22 protein-coding genes are annotated in these 19,463 nt (G+C 62.4%); 11 read left to right on the top strand and 11 right to left on the bottom strand.

The window, feature by feature from the left end; translation table 11 throughout:
* Positions 1-98: 98 nt before the first annotated feature.
* From B348_RS0118720 to cfaB, 4 genes are all read left to right on the top strand, one after another.
* Complete coding sequence (locus B348_RS0118720) at positions 99-350, top strand: membrane protein (protein WP_017737604.1); 252 nt, start codon at positions 99-101, stop codon at positions 348-350.
* Positions 351-410: 60 nt separating this feature from the next.
* Positions 411-1,256 carry a DUF692 domain-containing protein gene (locus B348_RS0118715; protein ID WP_017737603.1) on the top strand — a complete coding sequence of 282 codons (846 nt, stop codon included), beginning with the start codon at positions 411-413 and terminating at the stop codon, positions 1,254-1,256.
* Positions 1,247-2,056 (top strand): DNA-binding domain-containing protein, encoded by an 810-nt coding sequence (locus tag B348_RS0118710; RefSeq protein WP_017737602.1) that lies wholly within the window; start codon positions 1,247-1,249, stop codon positions 2,054-2,056. The genes B348_RS0118715 and B348_RS0118710 overlap by 10 nt, the downstream gene beginning before the upstream one ends.
* 64 nt (positions 2,057-2,120) lie before the next feature.
* Entirely contained in the window at positions 2,121-3,305 is a 1,185-nt protein-coding gene (gene cfaB, locus B348_RS0118705) for a C17 cyclopropane fatty acid synthase CfaB (protein WP_026136889.1), read from the top strand.
* A gap of 134 nt (positions 3,306-3,439) precedes the next feature.
* Here the strand turns inward: cfaB and cls are convergent, their stop codons facing one another.
* Positions 3,440-4,879 (bottom strand): cardiolipin synthase, encoded by a 1,440-nt coding sequence (gene cls / locus B348_RS0118700; protein WP_017737600.1) that lies wholly within the window; start codon positions 4,877-4,879, stop codon positions 3,440-3,442.
* 130 nt (positions 4,880-5,009) lie between these two features.
* Between cls and B348_RS0118695 the strand changes: the two genes are divergently transcribed.
* Positions 5,010-5,531 carry a DUF3617 domain-containing protein gene (locus B348_RS0118695; RefSeq protein ID WP_017737599.1) on the top strand — a complete coding sequence of 174 codons (522 nt, stop codon included), beginning with the start codon at positions 5,010-5,012 and terminating at the stop codon, positions 5,529-5,531.
* Here the strand turns inward: B348_RS0118695 and B348_RS0118690 are convergent.
* Genes B348_RS0118690 through folE2 form a run of 7 tightly spaced genes read right to left on the bottom strand, consistent with a single transcriptional unit; the run spans position 5,528 to position 11,147 of the window.
* A complete protein-coding gene (locus B348_RS0118690) occupies positions 5,528-6,865 on the bottom strand; it encodes a dihydroorotase (RefSeq protein WP_017737598.1) in 1,338 nt (445 codons plus the stop codon). The two genes, B348_RS0118695 and B348_RS0118690, sit on opposite strands and share 4 nt — an antisense overlap.
* A gap of 3 nt (positions 6,866-6,868) precedes the next feature.
* Positions 6,869-7,429, bottom strand: a complete 561-nt coding sequence (locus B348_RS0118685; RefSeq protein ID WP_017737597.1) for a DapH/DapD/GlmU-related protein — start codon at positions 7,427-7,429, stop codon at positions 6,869-6,871.
* Positions 7,426-7,839 (bottom strand): phosphoribosyl-AMP cyclohydrolase, encoded by a 414-nt coding sequence (hisI, locus tag B348_RS0118680; protein ID WP_026136888.1) that lies wholly within the window; start codon positions 7,837-7,839, stop codon positions 7,426-7,428. Before hisI ends, B348_RS0118685 begins: the two co-directional genes overlap by 4 nt.
* A complete protein-coding gene (locus B348_RS0118675; protein WP_017737595.1) occupies positions 7,836-8,714 on the bottom strand; it encodes a metal ABC transporter substrate-binding protein in 879 nt (292 codons plus the stop codon). The genes hisI and B348_RS0118675 overlap by 4 nt, the downstream gene beginning before the upstream one ends.
* 11 nt (positions 8,715-8,725) lie before the next feature.
* Positions 8,726-9,592 (bottom strand): metal ABC transporter permease, encoded by an 867-nt coding sequence (locus tag B348_RS0118670; protein WP_017737594.1) that lies wholly within the window; start codon positions 9,590-9,592, stop codon positions 8,726-8,728.
* Entirely contained in the window at positions 9,592-10,260 is a 669-nt protein-coding gene (locus tag B348_RS0118665) for a metal ABC transporter ATP-binding protein (RefSeq protein WP_017737593.1), read from the bottom strand. Before B348_RS0118665 ends, B348_RS0118670 begins: the two co-directional genes overlap by 1 nt.
* The gene (folE2, locus tag B348_RS0118660; protein ID WP_017737592.1) at positions 10,257-11,147 is read right to left on the bottom strand and encodes a GTP cyclohydrolase FolE2; all 891 of its coding nucleotides are present in this window, start codon (positions 11,145-11,147) and stop codon (positions 10,257-10,259) included. Before folE2 ends, B348_RS0118665 begins: the two co-directional genes overlap by 4 nt.
* A 128-nt stretch (positions 11,148-11,275) precedes the next feature.
* Here folE2 and B348_RS0118655 point away from each other — a divergent pair, with 128 nt between their 5' ends.
* Positions 11,276-12,478 carry an N-acetylmuramoyl-L-alanine amidase gene (locus B348_RS0118655; protein WP_017737591.1) on the top strand — a complete coding sequence of 401 codons (1,203 nt, stop codon included), beginning with the start codon at positions 11,276-11,278 and terminating at the stop codon, positions 12,476-12,478.
* Here B348_RS0118655 and B348_RS0118650 read toward each other — a convergent pair.
* Complete coding sequence (locus tag B348_RS0118650; RefSeq protein ID WP_017737590.1) at positions 12,475-12,843, bottom strand: hypothetical protein; 369 nt, start codon at positions 12,841-12,843, stop codon at positions 12,475-12,477. The two genes, B348_RS0118655 and B348_RS0118650, sit on opposite strands and share 4 nt — an antisense overlap.
* A gap of 126 nt (positions 12,844-12,969) precedes the next feature.
* Here B348_RS0118650 and dksA point away from each other — a divergent pair, with 126 nt between their 5' ends.
* Genes dksA through B348_RS0118630 form a run of 4 tightly spaced genes read left to right on the top strand, consistent with a single transcriptional unit; the run spans position 12,970 to position 16,259 of the window.
* Positions 12,970-13,374: an RNA polymerase-binding protein DksA gene (gene dksA, locus B348_RS0118645; protein WP_017737589.1), complete on the top strand. Its 405-nt coding sequence runs from the start codon at positions 12,970-12,972 to the stop codon at positions 13,372-13,374.
* 25 nt (positions 13,375-13,399) lie between these two features.
* Positions 13,400-14,608 carry a zinc metallochaperone GTPase ZigA gene (gene zigA, locus B348_RS0118640; RefSeq protein ID WP_026136887.1) on the top strand — a complete coding sequence of 403 codons (1,209 nt, stop codon included), beginning with the start codon at positions 13,400-13,402 and terminating at the stop codon, positions 14,606-14,608.
* A complete protein-coding gene (locus B348_RS0118635) occupies positions 14,608-15,252 on the top strand; it encodes a DUF1826 domain-containing protein (RefSeq protein WP_017737587.1) in 645 nt (214 codons plus the stop codon). The genes zigA and B348_RS0118635 overlap by 1 nt, the downstream gene beginning before the upstream one ends.
* 44 nt (positions 15,253-15,296) lie before the next feature.
* Positions 15,297-16,259: a GTP-binding protein gene (locus B348_RS0118630; RefSeq protein WP_017737586.1), complete on the top strand. Its 963-nt coding sequence runs from the start codon at positions 15,297-15,299 to the stop codon at positions 16,257-16,259.
* Here the strand turns inward: B348_RS0118630 and B348_RS0118625 are convergent.
* Positions 16,253-16,648, bottom strand: a complete 396-nt coding sequence (locus B348_RS0118625; RefSeq protein ID WP_017737585.1) for a DUF3301 domain-containing protein — start codon at positions 16,646-16,648, stop codon at positions 16,253-16,255. The genes B348_RS0118630 and B348_RS0118625 overlap by 7 nt on opposite strands.
* Before the next feature lie 117 nt (positions 16,649-16,765).
* Here B348_RS0118625 and pdxY point away from each other — a divergent pair, with 117 nt between their 5' ends.
* A complete protein-coding gene (gene pdxY / locus B348_RS0118620) occupies positions 16,766-17,638 on the top strand; it encodes a pyridoxal kinase PdxY (protein ID WP_026136886.1) in 873 nt (290 codons plus the stop codon).
* A 139-nt stretch (positions 17,639-17,777) separates the two neighbouring features.
* Here the strand turns inward: pdxY and B348_RS0118615 are convergent, their stop codons facing one another.
* Complete coding sequence (locus tag B348_RS0118615; protein WP_017737583.1) at positions 17,778-19,319, bottom strand: alkaline phosphatase; 1,542 nt, start codon at positions 19,317-19,319, stop codon at positions 17,778-17,780.
* Positions 19,320-19,463: the final 144 nt, after the last annotated feature.

Raw genomic sequence — 19,463 nt, 5'->3', positions numbered from 1 at the left:
CGGGTGCTGTAACGCCAGGCGGGGACCTCTCTCTAGTGGTGTGTCGAGACTGAACAATCCGTTCAGACCGACACCCTACTGATATGAGGAATACAACCATGAACATCAAAAACGCCGTTTCCGGTGCTGCCCTGGCTATCGCTGCCGCCACCATGTTTGCCGGTGTCGCCACCCAGGTACAAGCCGCCGACGCGCCTGTTCACTGCTACGGCGTGACCTCCTGCAAAGGCATGAACGACTGCAAGACCGCTGAAAACGCCTGCAAGGGCCAGGCTGTCTGCAAGGGCCACGGCTTCAAGGCCATGACCAAGGCCGCGTGCGATGCGGCGGGTGGCAAAGTCGGCGAGTAATCGAGTGCACCCGCAGCGGTTGCCTACCGCCGCTGCGGACACTTTGCCCAGGAGTGTCTTATGTCCACTGCCCTTGCAAGCCTCGGTTACGGCCTGGGTCTACGCAGCGAGTACTACCAGCAGATCCTTGAACAGTCGCCGGCCGTGGATTGGTTCGAAGTGATCTCCGAAAATTACCTGGTGCAGGGCGGCAAAGCCTTGTACTACCTGGACGCCATCGCCGAGCGTTATCCCCTGGTGATGCACGGCGTGTCCCTGTCCATCGGCGGGCCCCATGCCCTCGATCTCGACTACCTGAAACAGATCAAGCAACTTGCCGAGCGCATCCGGCCGGCGTGGGTGTCCGATCACCTGTGCTGGAGCCGTGGCAGCGCGCACCAGTTGCATGACCTGTTGCCCCTGCCTTACACCGAAGAAAGTCTCTACCACGTGGCCGCCCGTGTGCGCCAAGTGCAGGACGTGCTGCAGCGCCCGCTGGTGCTGGAAAATGTCTCCAGTTATGTGCGCGCCAAGGCCGATGAGTTCACCGAGTGGGAATTCCTCAACGCCCTGGCGCACTTGTCGGGCTGCCAGCTGTTGCTGGACGTGAACAATGTGTATGTCAGCTCGCGTAACCATGGCTTCGATGCCTGGACATTTATCCGCAACCTGCCGCCGCACAGCATCCGCCAGCTGCACCTGGCCGGGCATATGGACTACGGCGACTATGTAGTCGATACCCATGACCACCCGGTGTGCGACCCGGTGTGGGCGCTGTATCAACAGACCCTGCAACATTTCGGGCCGGTGTCGACGTTGTTGGAGCGCGACGACCATTTCCCGCCGTTCGAAGAACTGCTCACCGAACTGGCCAAGGCCCGTGAACTGGGGGCCAGCGCCCTGGCCAGGAGGCCGTTATGCGCCTGACCGACTGGCAGTTGGCTTTTGAGCAGCATCTGTTAGACGAAACACCGCTGGCCAACAGTGGCTTTGCCGCGACGTTGCTGGGCGGGCCGACGCTGGATGTGGATACCGGCCTGGCGATCTATCACAACGCCTACCGGGCGCGGTTGCAGGACGTGTTGCGCAATGACTTCGGTGCTATCTGGTATTGGCTTGGGGATGCTGAGTTTGCCTTGCTGACGGAGGCTTACGTGCGCCGGTATCCGTCGGTCCATTACAGCCTGCGTTGGCTGGGCGAACGCTTCGCAGACTTTATCGTCGAGCATTTGCTGGAGGAACAAAGTGCGCCGCTGGCGGAATTGGCGCGGTTGGAGTGGGCGTTCACCCTGGCGTTCGATTCGCCCCAGGGCGAGCCGCTGGGCCTGGAGGACATGGCGTTGTTGGCGCCTGAGGACTGGCCGGGTTTGCAGGTCACCCTGGCGCCCTCGGTGCAGCAGATGCTGTGTCACTTCAATACGCTGGCGATCTGGCGAGCGGGTAAGGACGACGCGGATTTTCCTGGCAGCGAGGCGTTGGCGTCGGCACGGATCTGCCTGGTGTGGCGCCACCGGAACGTGTGCCGTTACCGCAGCCTGGAACCCAAGGAAGCCTGCGCCCTGGCAGGCATGGTGGCCACTGGCTGGAGCTTTTCAGAACTGTGCGCGCACTTGGCAATCACGTATGCAGAGGGCGCACCGCTGCAGGCCGTTACATGGTTGAAACAGTGGATCGAAGAGGGGTTGCTTGAGCGCCGCGGCCATAGCGATGAGCTATCAGATCGATAGCCTCCTACTTGTCTCGGGATGGTCTACCCTCTTTTCAGACGTCTGAAACAAGGGGGGACTACTCATGCTCGCGCAACTTCCACCGGCCTTACAGAATCTTCAGCTGCCGCTGCGTCTTCGACTCTGGGATGGCCATGAATTCAACTTGGGCCCCGAGCCCAGTGTGACCATCGTGGTGAAGGACCCCACGGTCGTGCCTCAGCTGACCCATCCGACGCTCAATTCACTGGGCGAGGCCTTTATCGAGGGCAAACTGGAGCTGGAAGGCTCCATCAGCGAAGTGATCCGGGTATGCGACGAGTTGAGTCATGCCCTGGTGGAGGACGACGAAGAAACGCGTCCGGTGCGCTCGATCCACGATAAGGCCACAGACGCGGCGGCCATTTCCTACCACTACGACCTGTCCAACGAGTTCTACCAGCTGTGGCTGGACCAGGACATGGCGTACTCCTGCGGTTACTTCGAAACCGGCAGCGAATCCATCGACCAGGCCCAACAAGACAAATTCCGCCACCTGTGCCGCAAGTTGCGCTTGCAGCCGGGCGAGTATTTGCTCGACGTCGGCTGTGGCTGGGGTGGGCTCGCCCGGTTTGCCGCGCGGGAGTTTGGGGTCAAGGTGTTTGGCATCACCCTGAGCAAAGAACAGTTGGCCCTGGCTCGCGAGCGGGTGAAAGCCGAAGGTTTGGACGACCAGGTGGACCTGCAATTGCTCGACTCCCGCGACCTGCCGCAAGACGGCCGTTTCGACAAAGTGGTGAGTGTGGGCATGTTCGAACACGTCGGCCACGCCAACCTGGCGCAGTATTGCCAGACCCTGTTTGGCGCGGTGCGTGAAGGCGGCCTGGTGATGAACCACGGTATCACCGCCAAGCACACCGACGGCCGCCCCGTTGGCCGGGGTGCCGGTGACTTTATCGAGCGCTACGTGTTTCCCAACGGCGAGTTGCCGCATTTGGCGATGATGACTGCCGAGCTCAGCGAAGTCGGGCTGGAAGTGGTCGATGTCGAAAGCCTGCGCCTGCATTACGCACGCACGCTGGACCATTGGAGCGAGCGCCTGGAGGACAACCTGGAAGCGGCGGCGAAGATGGTGCCGGAGCAGGCGTTGCGGATCTGGCGGTTGTACCTGGCGGGGTGTGCGTATGCGTTTGCGCGGGGGTGGATCAATTTGCATCAGATCCTGGCGGTGAAGCCCCATGGGGATGGTAGCCATGAGCTGCCGTGGACCCGGGAGGATATCTACCGCTGAATCAGCAGCACCAAAGATCTAAAAATGTGGGAGCTGGCTTGCCTGCGATAGCGGTGTATCAGAACCAGATGAGCTGGCTGATGCACCGCTATCGCAGGCAAGCCAGCTCCCACAGTTTTTAACCGTGGTGTTTATTAGAGGATCGGTGAGATCAAGCGCGCCACCCGCATGCCCAGCTGTTGCAGGCGCCGTGTCTCGCGGCTTTCTTCCTGGCTGACTTCATGGGCCAGGGCAAAGTCATCCAGCAGCATCTGTTCCACCTCGTGGGCGAAGGCTTCATCTACCGTCAGCAACATCACTTCAAAATTCAGCCGGAACGAACGGTTGTCCATATTTGCACTGCCGATGGCGCTGATTTCGCTGTCCACCAACACCACCTTCTGATGCAAAAAGCCGGGCGTGTAGCGGAACACACGCACGCCGGCGCGCACGGCTTCGATCGCATACAGGCTGGAGGCTGCGTAGACGATACGGTGGTCGGGGCGCGACGGCAGCAGCAGGCGCACGTCAACGCCGCGCAATACCGCCAGGCGCAGGGCGGCGAACACGGCTTCGTCGGGGATGAAATACGGGCTGGTGATCCATACGCGTTCAGTCGCCGCGTGGATGGCTTCGACGAAGAACAGCGAGCAGGTTTCATACGGGTCGGCCGGGCCGCTGGCGAGCAGCTGGCAGAGCACGCCGTCGTCGGGGTAGGCGTCCGGCAGGATCAGCGGCGGCAGCTCCCGCGCCGCCCAGAACCAGTCCTCGGCAAACGACTCTTGCAGGCACGCCACCACCGGGCCGGTGACCTGCACATGGGTGTCGCGCCACGGCGCCAGCGGCGGTTTTTTGCCGAGGTATTCATCGCCGACGTTGTGCCCGCCGACAAACCCGGTAACGCCGTCCACCACGACGATCTTGCGGTGGTTGCGGAAGTTGACCTGGAAACGGTTGAGCCAGCCACTGCGCGTCGCGAATGCCTTGACCTGCACCCCGGCGTCACGCAGGGATTGCACGTAGCGGTGGGGTAGGGCATGGCTGCCGATGCGGTCGTACAGCACGTAGATGCTGACACCTTGGGCGGCTTTTTCCTGCAGTAGGGTGTGCAACTGCCTGCCAAGCTCGTCGTCATGGATGATGAAAAACTGGAACAGCACCGCAGTCTTGGCGTTGCGAATCGCCGCGAAAATCGCGCTGAAGGTGGCATCGCCATTGATCAACAAGCGCACTTCGTTGTTGGCCAGGCACGGCATGCGCCCCAGCTTGGGCATGGCGCGCAGCGAGGCGTAGGCGCTGGAGTTGCGCGCGGCGAGGGCTTCTTCGACCCACGGGCGCCAGTTCAGCTCGGTGATGGCGGTGTGCATTTCCTGGTTGGCCTGGCGCCGCGCCTGGATGTAGGCGTCAAAGGTGCTGCGGCCAAAGATCAGGTAGGGGATGAGCGTGAGGTAGGGCATGAACATCAGCGACAGGGCCCAGGCGATCGAGCCTTGGGCGGTCCTGACGGTCAGCACCGCGTGGATCGCGGCGAGCGTGCCGAGAAAGTGCAGCGTGGCGATGAAGTAGGCGAGCAGGTGCGGGCCAAAGAAATCCATGGACGACGAGACTCCAGACAATCCAATGCCTAACAGACCATGTCTGGTGCCGAATGTCGCTATTTTATTTGCCGTGCAACACTGGCGGCTTTGCGGCGTCTAACGCCCACAATTACCCAGGAGTTACCCGATGAATGCACGTCTGCTCTGTTTGGCCATGGTCACTGGTTTGGCGCTGCCCGTCGCAGCACAGGCGCAGATGCTGGCGCCGGGCTTGTGGGAATTGACCACCAGCAACATGAAAGTGGATAACCAGGACCTGCCGGATTTGTCGCTGATCCTCGGCCAGCTCAAGCAACAGATGACCCCCGAACAGCGCGCCATGCTGGAAAAACAGGGCATCACCATGGCTGGTAAAGGCGTGCAGGTGTGCCTCACCCCGGCGCAGGTCGCTTCTGACTCTATCCCCCTGACCGACCCGCAATCGGGCTGCAAACAGGAAGTGACCGACAAGACCGGCAACCAGTGGAAATTCCGTTTCAGCTGCCCGAAAGCCCAAGGCACGGGCGTGGCGACTTTCCAGAGCCAGAAGGAATTCACCACTACCGTCAACGGCACCTTCAATGCCACCGGCATTCAGCAGAAGGGCAGCCTGGACACCCACGCCCAATGGCTGGGCACCGATTGCGGCACGGTCAAACCCCGCGCCTAACGCAGAAAGTGAAGGGGCAAACCCTGGCAGCTGTTGACCACCTGGCCGTGGTGCCACGCCAGGTGGCCGGACACCAACGTGGTGCTGACGCTGTGGCGGAAACTGCGCTCGGCGAAGGGCGTCCAGCCGCAGCGGCCGAGGATCGGTTGGCTGCTCACGGGTTTGCCTTGCGGTTCGGGCTGGATCAGCACCAGGTCGGCCCAATAGCCTTCACGCACATAGCCGCGATCAGGAATGGCAAACAGGTCCGCCACGCGGTGGCTGGTCTTCGCCACCAGGGTGGCCAGGGGCAAATGCCCGTCGGCCACCAACTCCAATAACGCCGGCAGCGCGTGCTGCACCAGCGGCAAACCCGCCGGCGCTTGGCGATACTCCAACTGTTTTTGCGCCCAGGTATGCGGCGCATGATCACTGCCGATCACATCCAGACGATCACTCAACAAGGCCAGGCGCAGGGCGTCGCGGTCGGCGCGGGTCTTGATCGCCGGGTTGCATTTGATCTGGTGGCCGAGGCGGTGATAGTCGCGGTCGTCGAACAGCAGGTGGTGCAGGCAGACCTCGGCGGTAATGCGTTTTTCTGACAGCGGTTTGTCCTCGAACAATGCCAGTTCGCGGGCGCTGGTCAGGTGCAGTACGTGCAGGCGGGTGCCGTGGCGCTTTGCCAATTCCACCGCAAAGGAGGACGAGCGATAACACGCCTCGGCATCGCGGATCAGCGGGTGGGCGACGGCGGGGATATGTTCGCCGAAGCGCTCGCGCAGGCGCAGTTCGTTGGCCTGGATGCTCGGCGTGTGCTCGCAATGGGCCAGCAGGATCGTCGGCACTTCGGCAAACAGGCGCTCGAGGATGCGCGGGTCGTCCACCAGCATATTGCCGGTGGACGCGCCCATGAACACTTTGACCCCGGCCACTTCGCGCGGATCAAGGGCAGCGACGGTGTCGAGGTTGTCGTTGCTCACGCCAAAGTGAAAGCCGTAGTTGGCCACCGAGTGCAACGCGGCTCGGCGCTTTTTATCGGCGAGGGCGTCCAGGTCGAGGGTGGCCGGATTGGTGTTGGGCATGTCCATGAAACTGGTGATGCCGCCGGCCACCGCCGCACGGGATTCGCTGTAGAAGCTGCCTTTGTCTGGCGCGCCGGGTTCTCGAAAATGCACCTGGTCATCGATCATGCCCGGCAGCAGCCACTGGCCCTGGGCGTCGATGGCCACGGGCGCGTTGCAACCTTCGATGCTGCTGGCGATCTTCTCGATGCGGCCATTGGCGACCAGTACGTCGGCGTCGAATTCCTGGCCTTCATTCACCAGGCGGGCATTGCGGATCAGCAGGCGGCTCATGGTTCAGAACTCGTTTTGCAGGGCTTTGTAGCCGCGCACCAGATCGACGTTGGTGCGCGCCACGTCTTCGGAAAACTCCGAGGCGCTGACGCTCACTGGTGGGAATTGCGACAGGTCGGTGTTGGGCCCGATGCGGGTGGTGGAGGGCACGTAGAACGCATCCGGCAAGTCGCGGCCGTCCACCACCGAGTTGTGGCGCACCACGCAGCCGTCACCCACGGCGCAGTTGAACAGCACGCTGTTGAAGCCGATAAACACACGGTCGCCGACGGTGCAGGGGCCATGGACGATGGAGCGGTGGGCGATGGAGGTGAACTCGCCGATGGTCACCGCGGCGCCGGATTTGGAGTGGATGACCACGCCGTCCTGGATATTGGAGTTGGCGCCGATGGTGATCGGGTCCATGGCGCCGCTGGCGTCGACTTCGTCGGCGCGGATCACGGCGTAGGGGCCGACGAAGACGTTCTCGCCGATGATCACCTTGCCGCAGATGATTGCGGTTTTATCGACGTAGGCCGATTCGGCAATCACTGGCAGATCGCCGGAAGGGTTCTTGCGGATCATGCTGAGGCTTCCGTAATGATGTGGACGTGGTCGCCATCGATGGCGTTGTAGAAGCAGGTGGGCCGACCGGTGTGGCAGGCGGGGCCTTGTTGATCGACGATCAGCAGCACGGCGTCGCCGTCGCAATCCAGGCGCGCTTCCACCAGTTGCTGCCAGTGGCCGGAGCTTTCGCCCTTGCGCCACAGCCGCTGGCGCGAGCGCGACCAGTAGCAGACGTGGCCGGTGGCGAGGGTTTCGTTAAGGGCCTGGCGGTTCATCCAGGCCAGCATCAGCACCTCGCCGCTGCCATGCTGTTGGGCGATGGCGGCGATCAGGCCAGCACTGTTCCACGGCAGGGCATCGAGCACGGCTTCGAGGGGGAAGCGGCTGCCCAGGGCAGCCCCTTCCAGGTCGAGCATGCTCAGGCTCATGGCTTGGCCAGGGCCGCGCACAGGGTGTTGAGGTTGTATTCGAACAGCCCGGTAAAGGTGCTCGCCGGGCCTTCGGCGGCGAGGGCGTCGGAGTACAGCGTGCCGCCGATCTGCGCGCCGCTTTCATCAGCGATCTGCTTGAGCAGGCGCGAATCCTTGATGTTTTCCATGAACACGGCCTTGACCTTGTCTTTGCGGATCTGCGTGATCAGCGCGGCGACTTCGGCGGCAGACGGTTCACGTTCGGTGGATAAACCCTGAGGCGCGAGGAACTCGATCCCGTAGGCCTGGCCCAGGTAACCGAAGGCGTCATGGGAGGTGACGATGCGGCGGTTGCCCGGCGGCAGTGCGCCGAACTTGGCCTTGGCTTCGGCCAGCAGGCGGTAGATGTCCTTCAGGTAGGTTTGGCTGTTGCGCTGGTAATCGGCTTTGTTGGCCGGGTCGGCGGCGATCAGGGCCTTGGTGATGTTGTTCACATAGATTTCGGCGTTGGCCAGGTTGTGCCAGGCGTGCGGGTCGGGGATGGTTTCGCCGTCCTCGTCCATGGTGTGGGAAATCACGCCTTTGCTGGCGGTCACTACGGTGGCTTTGGTTTCGGTGCTGGTCACCAGGCGGTCCAGCCACGGCTCGAAGCCCAGGCCATTCTTGATAATGACCCGGGCCTTGAGCAGGGCCTTGGCGTCGTCCGGGGTGGGCTCGTAGGTGTGGGCATCGGCGTCCGGGCCGACCATGTTGCTGATCTGGATGTGCTCGCCACCGATCTGGTGGGTGATGTCATCGAGAATACTGAAGCTGGTGACCACCTGGAGTTTGTCGGCCGCCTGGGCCATCGACAGCGGCAGCAGAAGGCTGAACAGCACGAGTAGAGCACGCATTGGGAAACACCTCATTGGGATGACAGCAAAGGCGGGCGGCGCAGCAAGCCGTGCACCGGACCGAAGACCACGGACAGCAAATACCCGGCGCCCGCCACCAGCACGATGGCCGGGCCGCTGGGCAACGAGTAGTAGAACGACAGCAACAAGCCCAGCCATACCGACAGGCATCCCAGCACCGCCGATACCGCGATCAACACCGGCAGGCGCCGGCTCCAGAAACGTGAAGCGATGGCCGGCAACATCATCAGGCCTACCACCATCAGGGCGCCGATGGCCTGGAAGCCGATCACCAGGTTCAGCACCACCAGCGTCAGGAACAACCCATGCGCCAGCGGGCCGAGGCGGCTGACCGTTTGCAGGAACAGCGGGTCGAGGGTGTCCAGCAGCAGCGGTTTGTAGATCAGCGCCATGGCGATCAGGCTGAACCCAGTGACCCAGAGCATGCCGGTGAGGGTGGTTTCGTCCACCGCCAGGGCTGAGCCAAACAGCAGGTGCAGCAGGTCCAGGCGCTTGCCGGCGAGGCCGAGGATCAGCACGCCAGCGGCGAGGGAGATCGGGTAGATAGCGGCGAGGCTGGCGTCTTCGCGCAGGCCGGTGCGGCGGGTGATCCACGCGGACAGGCCGGCCATGCTCAGGCCGGCGCCGAGGCCGCCGATGGTCAGCGCGGGCAGGCTGAGGCCGGCAAACCAGAAGCCGAGGGCGGCGCCGGGCAGGATGCCGTGGGCCACGGCGTCACCGATCAGGCTCATGCGGCGCAGGATCAGGAACACGCCGAGGGGCGCGGTGCTGCATGCCAGAACGAGCCCGCCGATCAGTGCGCGGCGCATGAAGACAAAATCAACGAACGGCATCCACAGGTGGGCGGCGAAGTGCATCAGGCCACCTGCATTTGGGCTTGTGGGCGGATCAGCTCTTTGCTGTTGCCGAACACGCAGCCAGTGCTTTTGATCTGCACGACTTGTTGGGTGTGCTGGCGCACCGAGGCGAGGTCGTGACAGACCACGATCAGTGTGCGGCCGGCGTCATGCCAGGCGTGGATGTGTTTCCAGCACAGCGCCTGGCCGTCTTCGTCGAGGGCGGCGTGAGGTTCGTCGAGCAGCAACACCGGTGCTTCGGCCAGGCTCATGCGGGCGAGCAGGGCGCGTTGCAGTTCGCCGCCAGACAAGGCCATCAACGGGCGATGTTGCAAACCGCTGAGGCACCAGTCTTCCAGGACCGCTTCCAGGCGCTGGCTGCGTTGTTGCGGCGAGAGTTTCGTGCCCCAGAAGCCAGCGGCGACCAGTTCTTGCAGGCTGATGGGGAACTGGCGGTCGAGGTGCTGTTGCTGGGGCAGGAACGACAGGCCGCCACGCCGTGAGACGTCCACGCGCACTTTGCCCGCCAGCGGCTTTTGCAGGCCGGCGATGACTTTGAGCAGGCTGCTTTTGCCGGTGCCGTTGGCGCCGATGATGCCGGTGAGGCTGCCTTGTTGCAGGGTGAGATCGAGGGCGGGCGTCAGCGGTTGGCCTGGCGCGCCCCAGCGTAATGCGGTGCAGGTGATCATGCAGGGTGTCTCGTCCAGCGACTTTCAGCCACGGCATCGTGCGCGTGCAGGCTTTCGGCGTGGATCACTTTCAGGTGGAAGGCTTTGACGGCATCCGAGCGTTTCAAGGCGAGGTTCAGGCGGCGGGCGGCGTCTTCGCAGAACATCAGGTTCTGCCCGTTGGCCAGGGCGAAGGCTTGTTCGTCCGCACGTTTTACGGCGGTTTGAACGGCGGTGCCGAGGGCGGCTTCGGCGTGGTCGATCAACTCAGTCAGCGCCAGATCTGAGCCTTGCAATTGGATATTTAACTGCGCAGTGCTGCGCTGGCTGTGGGGCGTGGCGATGATGCCGTTGGCGCTGCCGAGCCAGTTGAGGACGTCTTCGTGCTTGAGCGGCGTATTGCTGAAGTCGTCGAGAAATTGCTGCTGAATCAACTGCCTGGCGAGGGCGGCGGAGCAAGGGCAGGTTGATGAGTAGGTAACGTCAATTTTTAGTTCCACGTGGAACATCTGGTTTTCCAGGCGCGCTTCGAGGCTCACCGGGTAGGCCTTCCAGCCAGCCAAAGGGCTGATCAACGCCGGGCGTTTGAGCAGCAAATCGGTGTGGATGCGCAGGTAGGCGTTCTTAGATAAACCTTCATGTGTGTCGAGGAAACGCTGCAGTACATTACGCAGAAGTGCAGGTGTAAGCGGCTGCTGCTCAAGCATCTCCAGCGCCAGGTACAGGCGTGACATATGAATGCCACGGGCCTCGCCGTCGTCCAGGCTGACGCCGGCATCGGCGCGGGCGCTGAGGCGTTGGCCGTCGATCAGGATCGGCAGGGCGATGCCGCACATGCCCACCCAGTCAAGTGGCAAGGCTTGGCGTGAAGCCTGCGCGGCGATATCCGGCAGAGTCAGCGCATTCATAAGCAGGTCCATCGTTGGTAATAATTAGACATGTTATAGTATAACAATAGCATCGACGATGAATATTCTGCTCCAGCCTTTTTTCAGCCCTGTCGAGTACGGACGCTCCTTTATCTGCGGTATTTGTCATGCACAGACGTCAGCTCCTCAACCTGCTCCTGGTCAGCCCGTTGTTCACCTTGCCGTTTGCCGCCCACGCCACGCAGATCAGCAATGCGCGCCTGTGGCGCTCGGCGGACAAGCTGCGCTTGGTGTTCGACCTCAGCGGGCCGGTGCAGTACAAGACCTTTTCCCTGACTTCGCCGGAACGCTTGATCATCGACCTGAGCGGCGCCGGGCTCAGTGGTGATTTTTCGCAGTTGGCCTTGAAGAACAGCGGCATCACGTCGATCCGCTCGGGGCATTTCGGCAAGGCGGACACGCGCATCGTGCTGGACCTGGCGGCGCCGATGCAGCTCAACAGCTTTCTATTGCCGCCGCAGGATGGCCAAGGTCATCGCCTGGTGCTGGACTTGACCAGCGGCACCCACGCGCCTCGGCAAATCGCCGCTGAGCCCGCGCCCATCACGGACAAGGCGCACCCCAAGCGCGACATCATCGTGGTGGTCGACCCCGGCCACGGCGGTAAAGACCCGGGTGCCATCGGCTCCAAAGGCCAGCGCGAAAAAGACGTGGTGTTGTCCATCGCCCAGTTGCTGGCCAAGCGTTTGAAGCGTGAGAAGGGCTTTGACGTGAAGTTGGTGCGCAACGATGACTTCTTCGTACCGCTGCGCAAACGCGTGGATATCGCCCGTCAGCACAAGGCCGATATGTTCATCTCGGTGCATGCGGATGCCGCGCCACGGCTGACCGCGTCGGGAGCGTCGGTGTATGCGTTGTCGGAAGGGGGCGCGACGTCGGCCACGGCGCGTTTCATGGCGCAGCGTGAGAACGGTGCGGATTTGCTGGGCGCCACCACGCTGCTCAATCTCAAGGACAAGGACCCGATGTTGGCCGGGGTGATTCTGGATATGTCGATGAACGCCACCATCGCCTCCAGCCTGCAACTGGGCAGCTCGATCCTGGGCAGCCTGGAAGGCATCACCACCCTGCATCAGAAGCGCGTGGAGCAGGCTGGATTCGCGGTGCTCAAGTCACCGGACGTGCCGTCGATCCTGGTGGAGACCGGGTTTATCTCCAATACCCGCGACGCTGAGCGTCTGGTCACGGCGCGTCATCAACAGGCGGTCGCGGATGGTTTGTTCGACGGGTTGAAGAAGTATTTCCAGAAGAACCCACCGATGAATAGCTACATGGCCTGGGTTCAGGAGCAGCAGAACGGCCAGGTCTAACAGCCGGTGATCCGGCTGCAGGTGAACTTGGCGCTGGAACCACCGGAACTGGAAAACCGGTTGATCGTGGTCCAGCCCACACGCCGTGTGTAGCCCACCCACGCCTCACCGTCCGAGGCCAGCCCGGTAAAGAACGTCAGTTGCCCATAACGGCTGTTGGTTTGTGCCCAGCGGCGTTTGCCGAGCACCTCGAAACCGCGCAAATACGTGGTGCTGCCGACCGTCGCCACGCTGTAGGCATTGCCTTGCGGGTCCACGCAGGCCAGCAGGTTGGCGCTGCGCGTGCACTTCGCCAGCAGGCTCGGCACTTGGGCGCAGGCCGGGCCTGCCACGGCCAATAACAGGGCGCACGCCAGGTATTTCATAAGGTTTCTCAAGGCTGGAAAGTGCTCAAGCATTGCGCCCTTCGTCGTGGCGAGCAAGGGGGATTGGCTTATTTGTATTGTTATACTATAACATAAAAGCACAGCCTGACCCGTGACCCGCTCCCCATGACTAGACAAGACCTGCTGGCCCAACCGCCCGCCGACTACATGAACGAAGCCCAGCAAGGCTTCTTCCGCGAACTGCTGTTGGCCCAGCGCAATGAGCTGCAAGCGCGCATCGACGCCGAGTTCCAGTTGTTGCGCGAGCAGGAGCCCAACAGCGACCCCGCCGACGTGGGCAGCGCCGAAGAACAACGGCAATGGCAGCTGCGCCTGCTGGAGCGCGAAAAGAAGCTGCTGGACAAGATCGACGACGCCTTCGAACTGCTCGCCCGTGGCGAATACGGCTGGTGCCGTGAAACCGGCGAGCCCATCGGCCTACAGCGCTTGTTGCTGCGTCCTACCGCCACCCTGTGTATCGAAGCCAAAGAACGTGAAGAGCTGCGCGAACGCCATAAACGGACGATTTGACCGGCCACCTGATGAGGAATACCTGATGCCCAATCGTCTCCCCGTTACTGTGTTGTCCGGCTTTCTCGGCGCCGGTAAAAGCACGCTGCTCAACTACGTCCTGCGCAACCGCGAAAACCTGCGGGTGGCGGTGATCGTCAACGATATGAGCGAAATCAACATCGACGGCAGCGAAGTCCAGCGCGACGTCACCCTCAACCGCGCCGAAGAAAAGCTGGTGGAGATGAGCAACGGCTGCATCTGCTGCACCTTGCGTGAAGACTTGCTGCTGGAAGTGGGAAAACTCGCCAAGGAAGGTCGTTTCGATTACCTGCTGATCGAGTCCACCGGCATTTCCGAGCCATTGCCGGTGGCGGAAACCTTCACCTTTCGCGATGAAAACGAGCAAAGCCTGGCTGATATCGCCCGCCTGGACACCATGGTCACCGTGGTCGATGGCATGAACTTCCTGCTCGACTACCAGGCCGCCGAAAGCCTCGCCTCACGCGGCGAAACCCTCGGCGAAGAAGATGAGCGTTCGATCACCGACCTGCTGATCGAACAGATCGAATTCGCCGACGTGATCCTGATCAGCAAGATCGACCTGATCAGCAGCCGCGAACGCGAAGAGCTGATGGCGATCCTCGAACGCCTCAACGCCCAGGCCGAAATCATCCCGATGGTCATGGGCGAAGTGCCGCTGCACAAGATCCTCAATACCGGGCGCTTCGACTTCGAACGTGCGGCCCAGGCTCCGGGCTGGTTGCAGGAATTGCGCGGCGAACATGTGCCGGAAACCGAAGAGTACGGCATCGCCTCCACCGCTTACCGCGCGCGCCGGCCGTTCCATCCGCAGCGTTTTTTCGACTTCATCGACCGCCCTTGGGTCAACGGCAAACTGCTGCGCTCCAAGGGCTTTTTCTGGCTGGCCAGCAAGCACCAGGACGCCGGCAGCTGGTCCCAGGCCGGTGGCCTGATGCGCCATGGTTTTGCCGGACGCTGGTGGCGCTTCGTGCCCAAAAGCCAGTGGCCGCAGGACGAAGAAAACGTCGCGGCGATCATGGGCAACTGGCAACTGAGCACCGGCGACTGCCGCCAGGAACTGGTGTTTATCGGGCAGAACATCGACTTCGCCGCCATGCGCGCCGAACTGGACGCCTGCCTGCTCAACGATGAAGAAATGGCCCTGGGCGTCGAAGGTTGGCGCTTGCTGGCCGATCCTTTTGGCCCTTGGTATGAGGAGGCAGCTGCCTGATGCTCGCCCCGGTAATCCCCCTGCGTCCCGTGATTCGCCAGACCCGCGGGGAAACCCCGTTGGCCCTGTCCGATATCCTCGAAGACGGCGTGAACCTGGCGCTGTGGCAGCGCCAATTGCCCCTGCACATCGCCGAGTTCGGCGCCTTGCTCGTATCGCTCAACGAGCCGTTGGCCGATTCCATGGTGGTCGAACTCGACAGCGAAGATGCTGTGCCGAATTTGCAGGACCTGGCGTCCAGTTGCCGTGATCTTGAAGGCTATGAGGGCTTTATCGCCGATGTCTCGTGGCTGGTCAGCGCATTCGCCTGCCTGCTGGGCGCCAAGCGCATTGGCGTGCGCTTGCGCCTGTTGGACAAGGCCATGTGCCCGCGTTTTCACGTCGATCACGTGCCGGTGCGGTTGATCACCACCTACGCCGGCATTGGCAGCCAGTGGTTGCGCGAAGGGGTGATGGATCGTCGCCAGCTGAGTCAGGCCGATGCCGAACCGAGCGAGCGCATCGAGCAGATCCACTGCGGCGAAGTCGCGCTGCTCAAGGGCTCCAAGTGGCACGGTAACGAAGGCCATGGCCTGATCCATCGTTCACCGGCATTAAAAGCGGACGAGCGCCGCTTGATCCTGACGCTGGATTGGCTCGCATAACCGCGTAGGATCAAACCCTCTACACGGCCTGAATGATGCCTTCCATGTTGCAGAACATTCCCACTCACGTGATTGCCGGTCCCCTGGGCGCCGGCAAGACCAGCCTGATCAAGCACCTGCTCGCCCAACGCCCGGCCAACGAACGTTGGGCCGTGCTGATCAATGAGTTTGGGCAGATTGGCCTGGACGCCGCGCTACTGACCCTGGACGACGACGGCATTGCCTTGGGCGAAGTCGCCGGCGGCTGCTTGTGCTGTGTGAATGGCGCACCGTTCCAGGTCGGCCTGGGCCGTTTGCTGCGTAAGGCCAAGCCGGATCGGCTGTTTATCGAACCGTCGGGGCTGGGCCATCCCGCGCAGTTGCTCAAGCAACTCAAGGCGGCGCCGTGGCAGGCCGTGCTGGCAGTTCAGCCGTGCGTACTGGTACTGGATGCCCAGGCCCTGGCGGCCGGTAAACCCTTGCCGCAGGCGCAACAAGAAGCGCTGGCCAGTGCGGGGTTGTTGGTGTTGAACAAGGATGAAGGGCTGGATGCCGCACAACGCCAGGCCATCGAACGGCAGTTACCCGATTGCCCGCTCTACTGGACGCGCCAGGCGCACATGCCCCTCAAACAGTTGCCAGGCTTGAATGCCCAAGGGTACGGGGCTGTGGATAACTTCGACGGGCCCAAAGGGTTGGCGCAAATGCCGGCGATCTGGAGCGACCCCGCGCTGCCTATCTGCCTGAGTCAGGCCCAGGAAGGCGGCTGGAGCATCGGTTGGCGCTGGCACCCGAGCCAGCGATTTAACGCCGAGCGCCTGCATCAGTGGCTCACAGGCCTTGAATGGCGCCGCGCCAAACTGGTTATCCACAGCGGCGAAGGCTGGCTCAGCGCCAACGCGGTGGATAACAGCCCGCTCACCTGGCAACCCAGCGAATGGCGTCGCGATTCACGTATCGAATTGATCTTCAGCGCGCCACAGGACGTGGCGGCGCTACAGGCCGCGCTGGCCGCCTGTCGTCAGTGACGGTTCTTGCTGGCGTGGTCCTGGCGCCATTGGCTCAGCTCGATCACGTCGGCGCTGGGCAGCGGCGTCTTGATCTCGAACGGGTAGGGCGCCAGTTCGATCTGCGCGCTGTGGGCGCCGAATTGGGTGATGGTCCCCGGATGACGGCTTTCGCCGGTCACGGTGAACTCGAAATTGTAGATGCGTGCCAGGCGCCGGCGGCCCTTGGCATCCTTCACAAACCCGATGCGCTTGAGCGCCACGGCGCCATCGAGCAGTTCGATGTCGAGCTTGGCGCAATGCTGCTTGACCCGCTCCAGCGCGCGCTCGCGCAGGCCGTGGTTGTGCCACACCCAGGCGGCGCCGGTCGCCAGCAGCATCAACACGAAGATATTTCCCAGGGTCAGCATGCGAAAAACTCCAACAAAGTGAGAGCAGCTTAACTGTGTCGCCGGTCTGTCGTACAGGCTGCGTTTAGTCGCATACTGCGCGGCCAGAATCTCAATGGCTTTACGGACATTCCCTGCATGAAACGCACACCTCATCTGCTTGCGATCCAGTCTCATGTGGTCTTTGGCCACGCCGGAAACAGCGCCGCCGTGTTCCCCATGCAGCGCGTCGGGGTGAACGTCTGGCCGCTGAACACGGTGCAGTTCTCCAACCACACCCAGTATGGCCAGTGGGCCGGCGAAGTGTTGGCGCCGCAGCAGATTCCGGCGCTGGTGGAAGGCATTGCGGCGATTGGCGAGTTGGGCAACTGCGATGCGGTGCTGTCCGGCTACCTGGGCAGTGCCGATCAGGGCAGGGCGATCCTGACCGGGGTGGCGCGCATCAAGGCGATCAACCCCAAGGCCCTGTACCTCTGCGACCCGGTCATGGGTCACCCGGAAAAGGGCTGCATCGTGCCGCAGGAAGTCAGCGATTTCCTGCTGGACGAAGCGGCGGCCATGGCTGACTTCCTGTGCCCCAACCAGCTGGAGCTGGACAGCTTTGCCGGGCGCAAGCCGCAGTCGCTGTTCGATTGCCTGGCCATGGCCAAGGCCTTGTTGGCGCGCGGGCCGAAGGCAGTGCTGGTTAAACATTTGGATTATCCGGGCAAGTTGCCGGAAGGGTTTGAGATGCTGCTGGTGACCCACGACGGCAGCTGGCACCTGCGCCGGCCGTTGCTGGCGTTTCCGCGTCAGCCGGTGGGGGTTGGGGACCTGACGTCGGGGTTGTTCCTGGCGCGGGTGTTACTGGGCGACAGCCTGGTGGCGGCCTTCGAGTTCACCGCAGCGGCAGTGCATGAAGTGCTGTTGGAAACCCAGGCGTGTGCGAGTTACGAGCTGGAGCTGGTGCGGGCTCAGGATCGGATTGCGCATCCGCGTGTGCGCTTCGAAGCGACGCCGATCGGCCTATAAATACACAAAACCCAATGTGGAAACGGTCTTATGTGGGAGCTGGCTTGCCTGCGATGGCGTTATATCAGTACCCAATGTGCAAGCTGACACACCGCTATCGCAGGCAAGCCAGCTCCCACAGTTTTAATTGCATTCCAAGTCAGACAGGTTGGAGTTTTTGCTGGAACACCGAGACCCCATCCAGATCCCGCAAGATCACCGTCAACTCCGCCGTCTGCCCATCAATCTGCACCTCACCAAAAAACTGGAACCCGGCAAACGGCGAAGTGTTCTGTGCCGGCGGCGCCTTCTCGAACACCACCTCAGGCCCAAACGTCTTATCCAACGGATTCGGCCCGAAACTCCCCGCATTCAACGGCCCCGCGACAAACTCCCAAAACGGCTCGAAATCCTGGAACGCCGCCCGATCCGGGTGATAGTGATGCGCCGCGCAGTAGTGCACATCAGCAGTCAGCCAGACATGGTTGCGCACCTTCTGCGCACGCAGAAACCCCAGCAGCTCGGCAATCTCCAGCTCTCGGCCTTGGGGCGCGCCCGGGTCATTGTTGGCAATCGCCTCCCAACGCGGCACGCCGGGGCTCACCTCGCCATCCGGCACGCCAAGGCCGATGGGCATGTCGGCGGCAATCACTTTCCACTGCGCCTGCGAGCCCTTGAGCTCACGTTTGAGCCAGTCCAGTTGCTCACGGCCAAGGAAGGCTTTTTCGCCGCCCAGGTTGTCATCGTTGGGCCCGCGATAACTGCGCATATCCAGCACAAACACATCGAGCAACGGCCCGTAGCTGAGCTTGCGATAGATCCGTCCGCCACCGTCGGCGGCCTGGCGGCGCATCGGTGAATATTCCAGCCAGGCCTGGCGCGCGCGGCCGACCAGGGTGTGGATGTCCTTGGTCTGGTAACGCTCATCGAGCTGCTTGCTCGGCGACCAGTTGTTGACCACTTCGTGATCGTCCCACTGCCAGATCTGCGGCACCTCGGCATTGAAGCGGCGCACGTTTTCATCCAGCAGGTTGTAGCGGTAATTGCCGCGATATTCGTCGAGGGTTTCCGCGACTTTGCTCTTGGCTTCGGTGGTGATATTACGCCACACGCGCCCGCCTTCGGTGACCAGCTGCGCGGGCACCGGGCCGTCGGCGTAGATGGTGTCGCCGCTGTGGATAAAGAAGTCCGGCAGGCGCAGGCGCATGGCTTCGTAGATGCGCATGCCGCCGATGTCCGGGTTGATGCCGAAGCCCTGGCCGACGGTGTCGCCGCTCCACACAAAACGGATGTCGCGGCGCTGTTGCGGCACGCTGCGCAGGTGGCCGAACCAGGGTTCGCTGGCAACGCCGGTCTGGGCGTCTTCGAAATGCACACGGTAGAAAATCGCCTGGTCGGCGGGCAGGCCGGTGAGCTCGACGCGGGCGGTGAAATCCGTGCGGTTGTCGGCCAGGGGCGAGATGAACTTGCGCGGGTTGCTGAACGTGCTGCGGGTGTCCCACTCCACCACCATGCGTGCGGGGCGGTCGCTGCGGCTCCAGATCATCGCGCGGTCGCCGAGCAAGTCGCCGGACTGCACGCCATCGGTGAGTTGCGGGCGGTCCTCGACCGAAGCGATCACCGCCGGCGCCAGGCCCGGCAGCAACAGCCCGGCGCCAACGGCTTGCATCACACGGCGACGGCCGAGATCGAAGTGGCTCATGCGAGGTGCCCTCTTGAGGATCAAAAGGACAACTTAAACACGGGCAGATGACACTAATCTTGCGACCAATGAAGATCTAAATGTGGGAGCTGGCTTGCCTGCGATGGCGGTGTATCAGTAGCAGATGTGCAAGCTGACCCACCG

Origin of the sequence: Pseudomonas sp. CBZ-4, from assembly GCF_000346755.1 — a bacterium.
GTDB lineage: Bacteria > Pseudomonadota > Gammaproteobacteria > Pseudomonadales > Pseudomonadaceae > Aquipseudomonas.
This window is presented reverse-complemented; position numbering and strand designations above follow the sequence as displayed.

What these genes read in the sequence shown, in the direction of transcription:
- B348_RS0118720 (WP_017737604.1), top strand. Translation starts at nt 99, where the DNA reads ATGAACATCAAAAACGCCGTTTCCGGTGCTGCCCTGGCTATCGCTGCC.
- B348_RS0118715 (WP_017737603.1), top strand. Translation starts at nt 411, where the DNA reads ATGTCCACTGCCCTTGCAAGCCTCGGTTACGGCCTGGGTCTACGCAGC.
- B348_RS0118710 (WP_017737602.1), top strand. Translation starts at nt 1,247, where the DNA reads ATGCGCCTGACCGACTGGCAGTTGGCTTTTGAGCAGCATCTGTTAGAC.
- cfaB (WP_026136889.1), top strand. Translation starts at nt 2,121, where the DNA reads ATGCTCGCGCAACTTCCACCGGCCTTACAGAATCTTCAGCTGCCGCTG.
- cls (WP_017737600.1), bottom strand. Translation starts at nt 4,879, where the DNA reads ATGGATTTCTTTGGCCCGCACCTGCTCGCCTACTTCATCGCCACGCTG.
- B348_RS0118695 (WP_017737599.1), top strand. Translation starts at nt 5,010, where the DNA reads ATGAATGCACGTCTGCTCTGTTTGGCCATGGTCACTGGTTTGGCGCTG.
- B348_RS0118690 (WP_017737598.1), bottom strand. Translation starts at nt 6,865, where the DNA reads ATGAGCCGCCTGCTGATCCGCAATGCCCGCCTGGTGAATGAAGGCCAG.
- B348_RS0118685 (WP_017737597.1), bottom strand. Translation starts at nt 7,429, where the DNA reads ATGATCCGCAAGAACCCTTCCGGCGATCTGCCAGTGATTGCCGAATCG.
- hisI (WP_026136888.1), bottom strand. Translation starts at nt 7,839, where the DNA reads ATGAGCCTGAGCATGCTCGACCTGGAAGGGGCTGCCCTGGGCAGCCGC.
- B348_RS0118675 (WP_017737595.1), bottom strand. Translation starts at nt 8,714, where the DNA reads ATGCGTGCTCTACTCGTGCTGTTCAGCCTTCTGCTGCCGCTGTCGATG.
- B348_RS0118670 (WP_017737594.1), bottom strand. Translation starts at nt 9,592, where the DNA reads ATGCACTTCGCCGCCCACCTGTGGATGCCGTTCGTTGATTTTGTCTTC.
- B348_RS0118665 (WP_017737593.1), bottom strand. Translation starts at nt 10,260, where the DNA reads ATGATCACCTGCACCGCATTACGCTGGGGCGCGCCAGGCCAACCGCTG.
- folE2 (WP_017737592.1), bottom strand. Translation starts at nt 11,147, where the DNA reads ATGAATGCGCTGACTCTGCCGGATATCGCCGCGCAGGCTTCACGCCAA.
- B348_RS0118655 (WP_017737591.1), top strand. Translation starts at nt 11,276, where the DNA reads ATGCACAGACGTCAGCTCCTCAACCTGCTCCTGGTCAGCCCGTTGTTC.
- B348_RS0118650 (WP_017737590.1), bottom strand. Translation starts at nt 12,843, where the DNA reads ATGAAATACCTGGCGTGCGCCCTGTTATTGGCCGTGGCAGGCCCGGCC.
- dksA (WP_017737589.1), top strand. Translation starts at nt 12,970, where the DNA reads ATGACTAGACAAGACCTGCTGGCCCAACCGCCCGCCGACTACATGAAC.
- zigA (WP_026136887.1), top strand. Translation starts at nt 13,400, where the DNA reads ATGCCCAATCGTCTCCCCGTTACTGTGTTGTCCGGCTTTCTCGGCGCC.
- B348_RS0118635 (WP_017737587.1), top strand. Translation starts at nt 14,608, where the DNA reads ATGCTCGCCCCGGTAATCCCCCTGCGTCCCGTGATTCGCCAGACCCGC.
- B348_RS0118630 (WP_017737586.1), top strand. Translation starts at nt 15,297, where the DNA reads ATGTTGCAGAACATTCCCACTCACGTGATTGCCGGTCCCCTGGGCGCC.
- B348_RS0118625 (WP_017737585.1), bottom strand. Translation starts at nt 16,648, where the DNA reads ATGCTGACCCTGGGAAATATCTTCGTGTTGATGCTGCTGGCGACCGGC.
- pdxY (WP_026136886.1), top strand. Translation starts at nt 16,766, where the DNA reads ATGAAACGCACACCTCATCTGCTTGCGATCCAGTCTCATGTGGTCTTT.
- B348_RS0118615 (WP_017737583.1), bottom strand. Translation starts at nt 19,319, where the DNA reads ATGAGCCACTTCGATCTCGGCCGTCGCCGTGTGATGCAAGCCGTTGGC.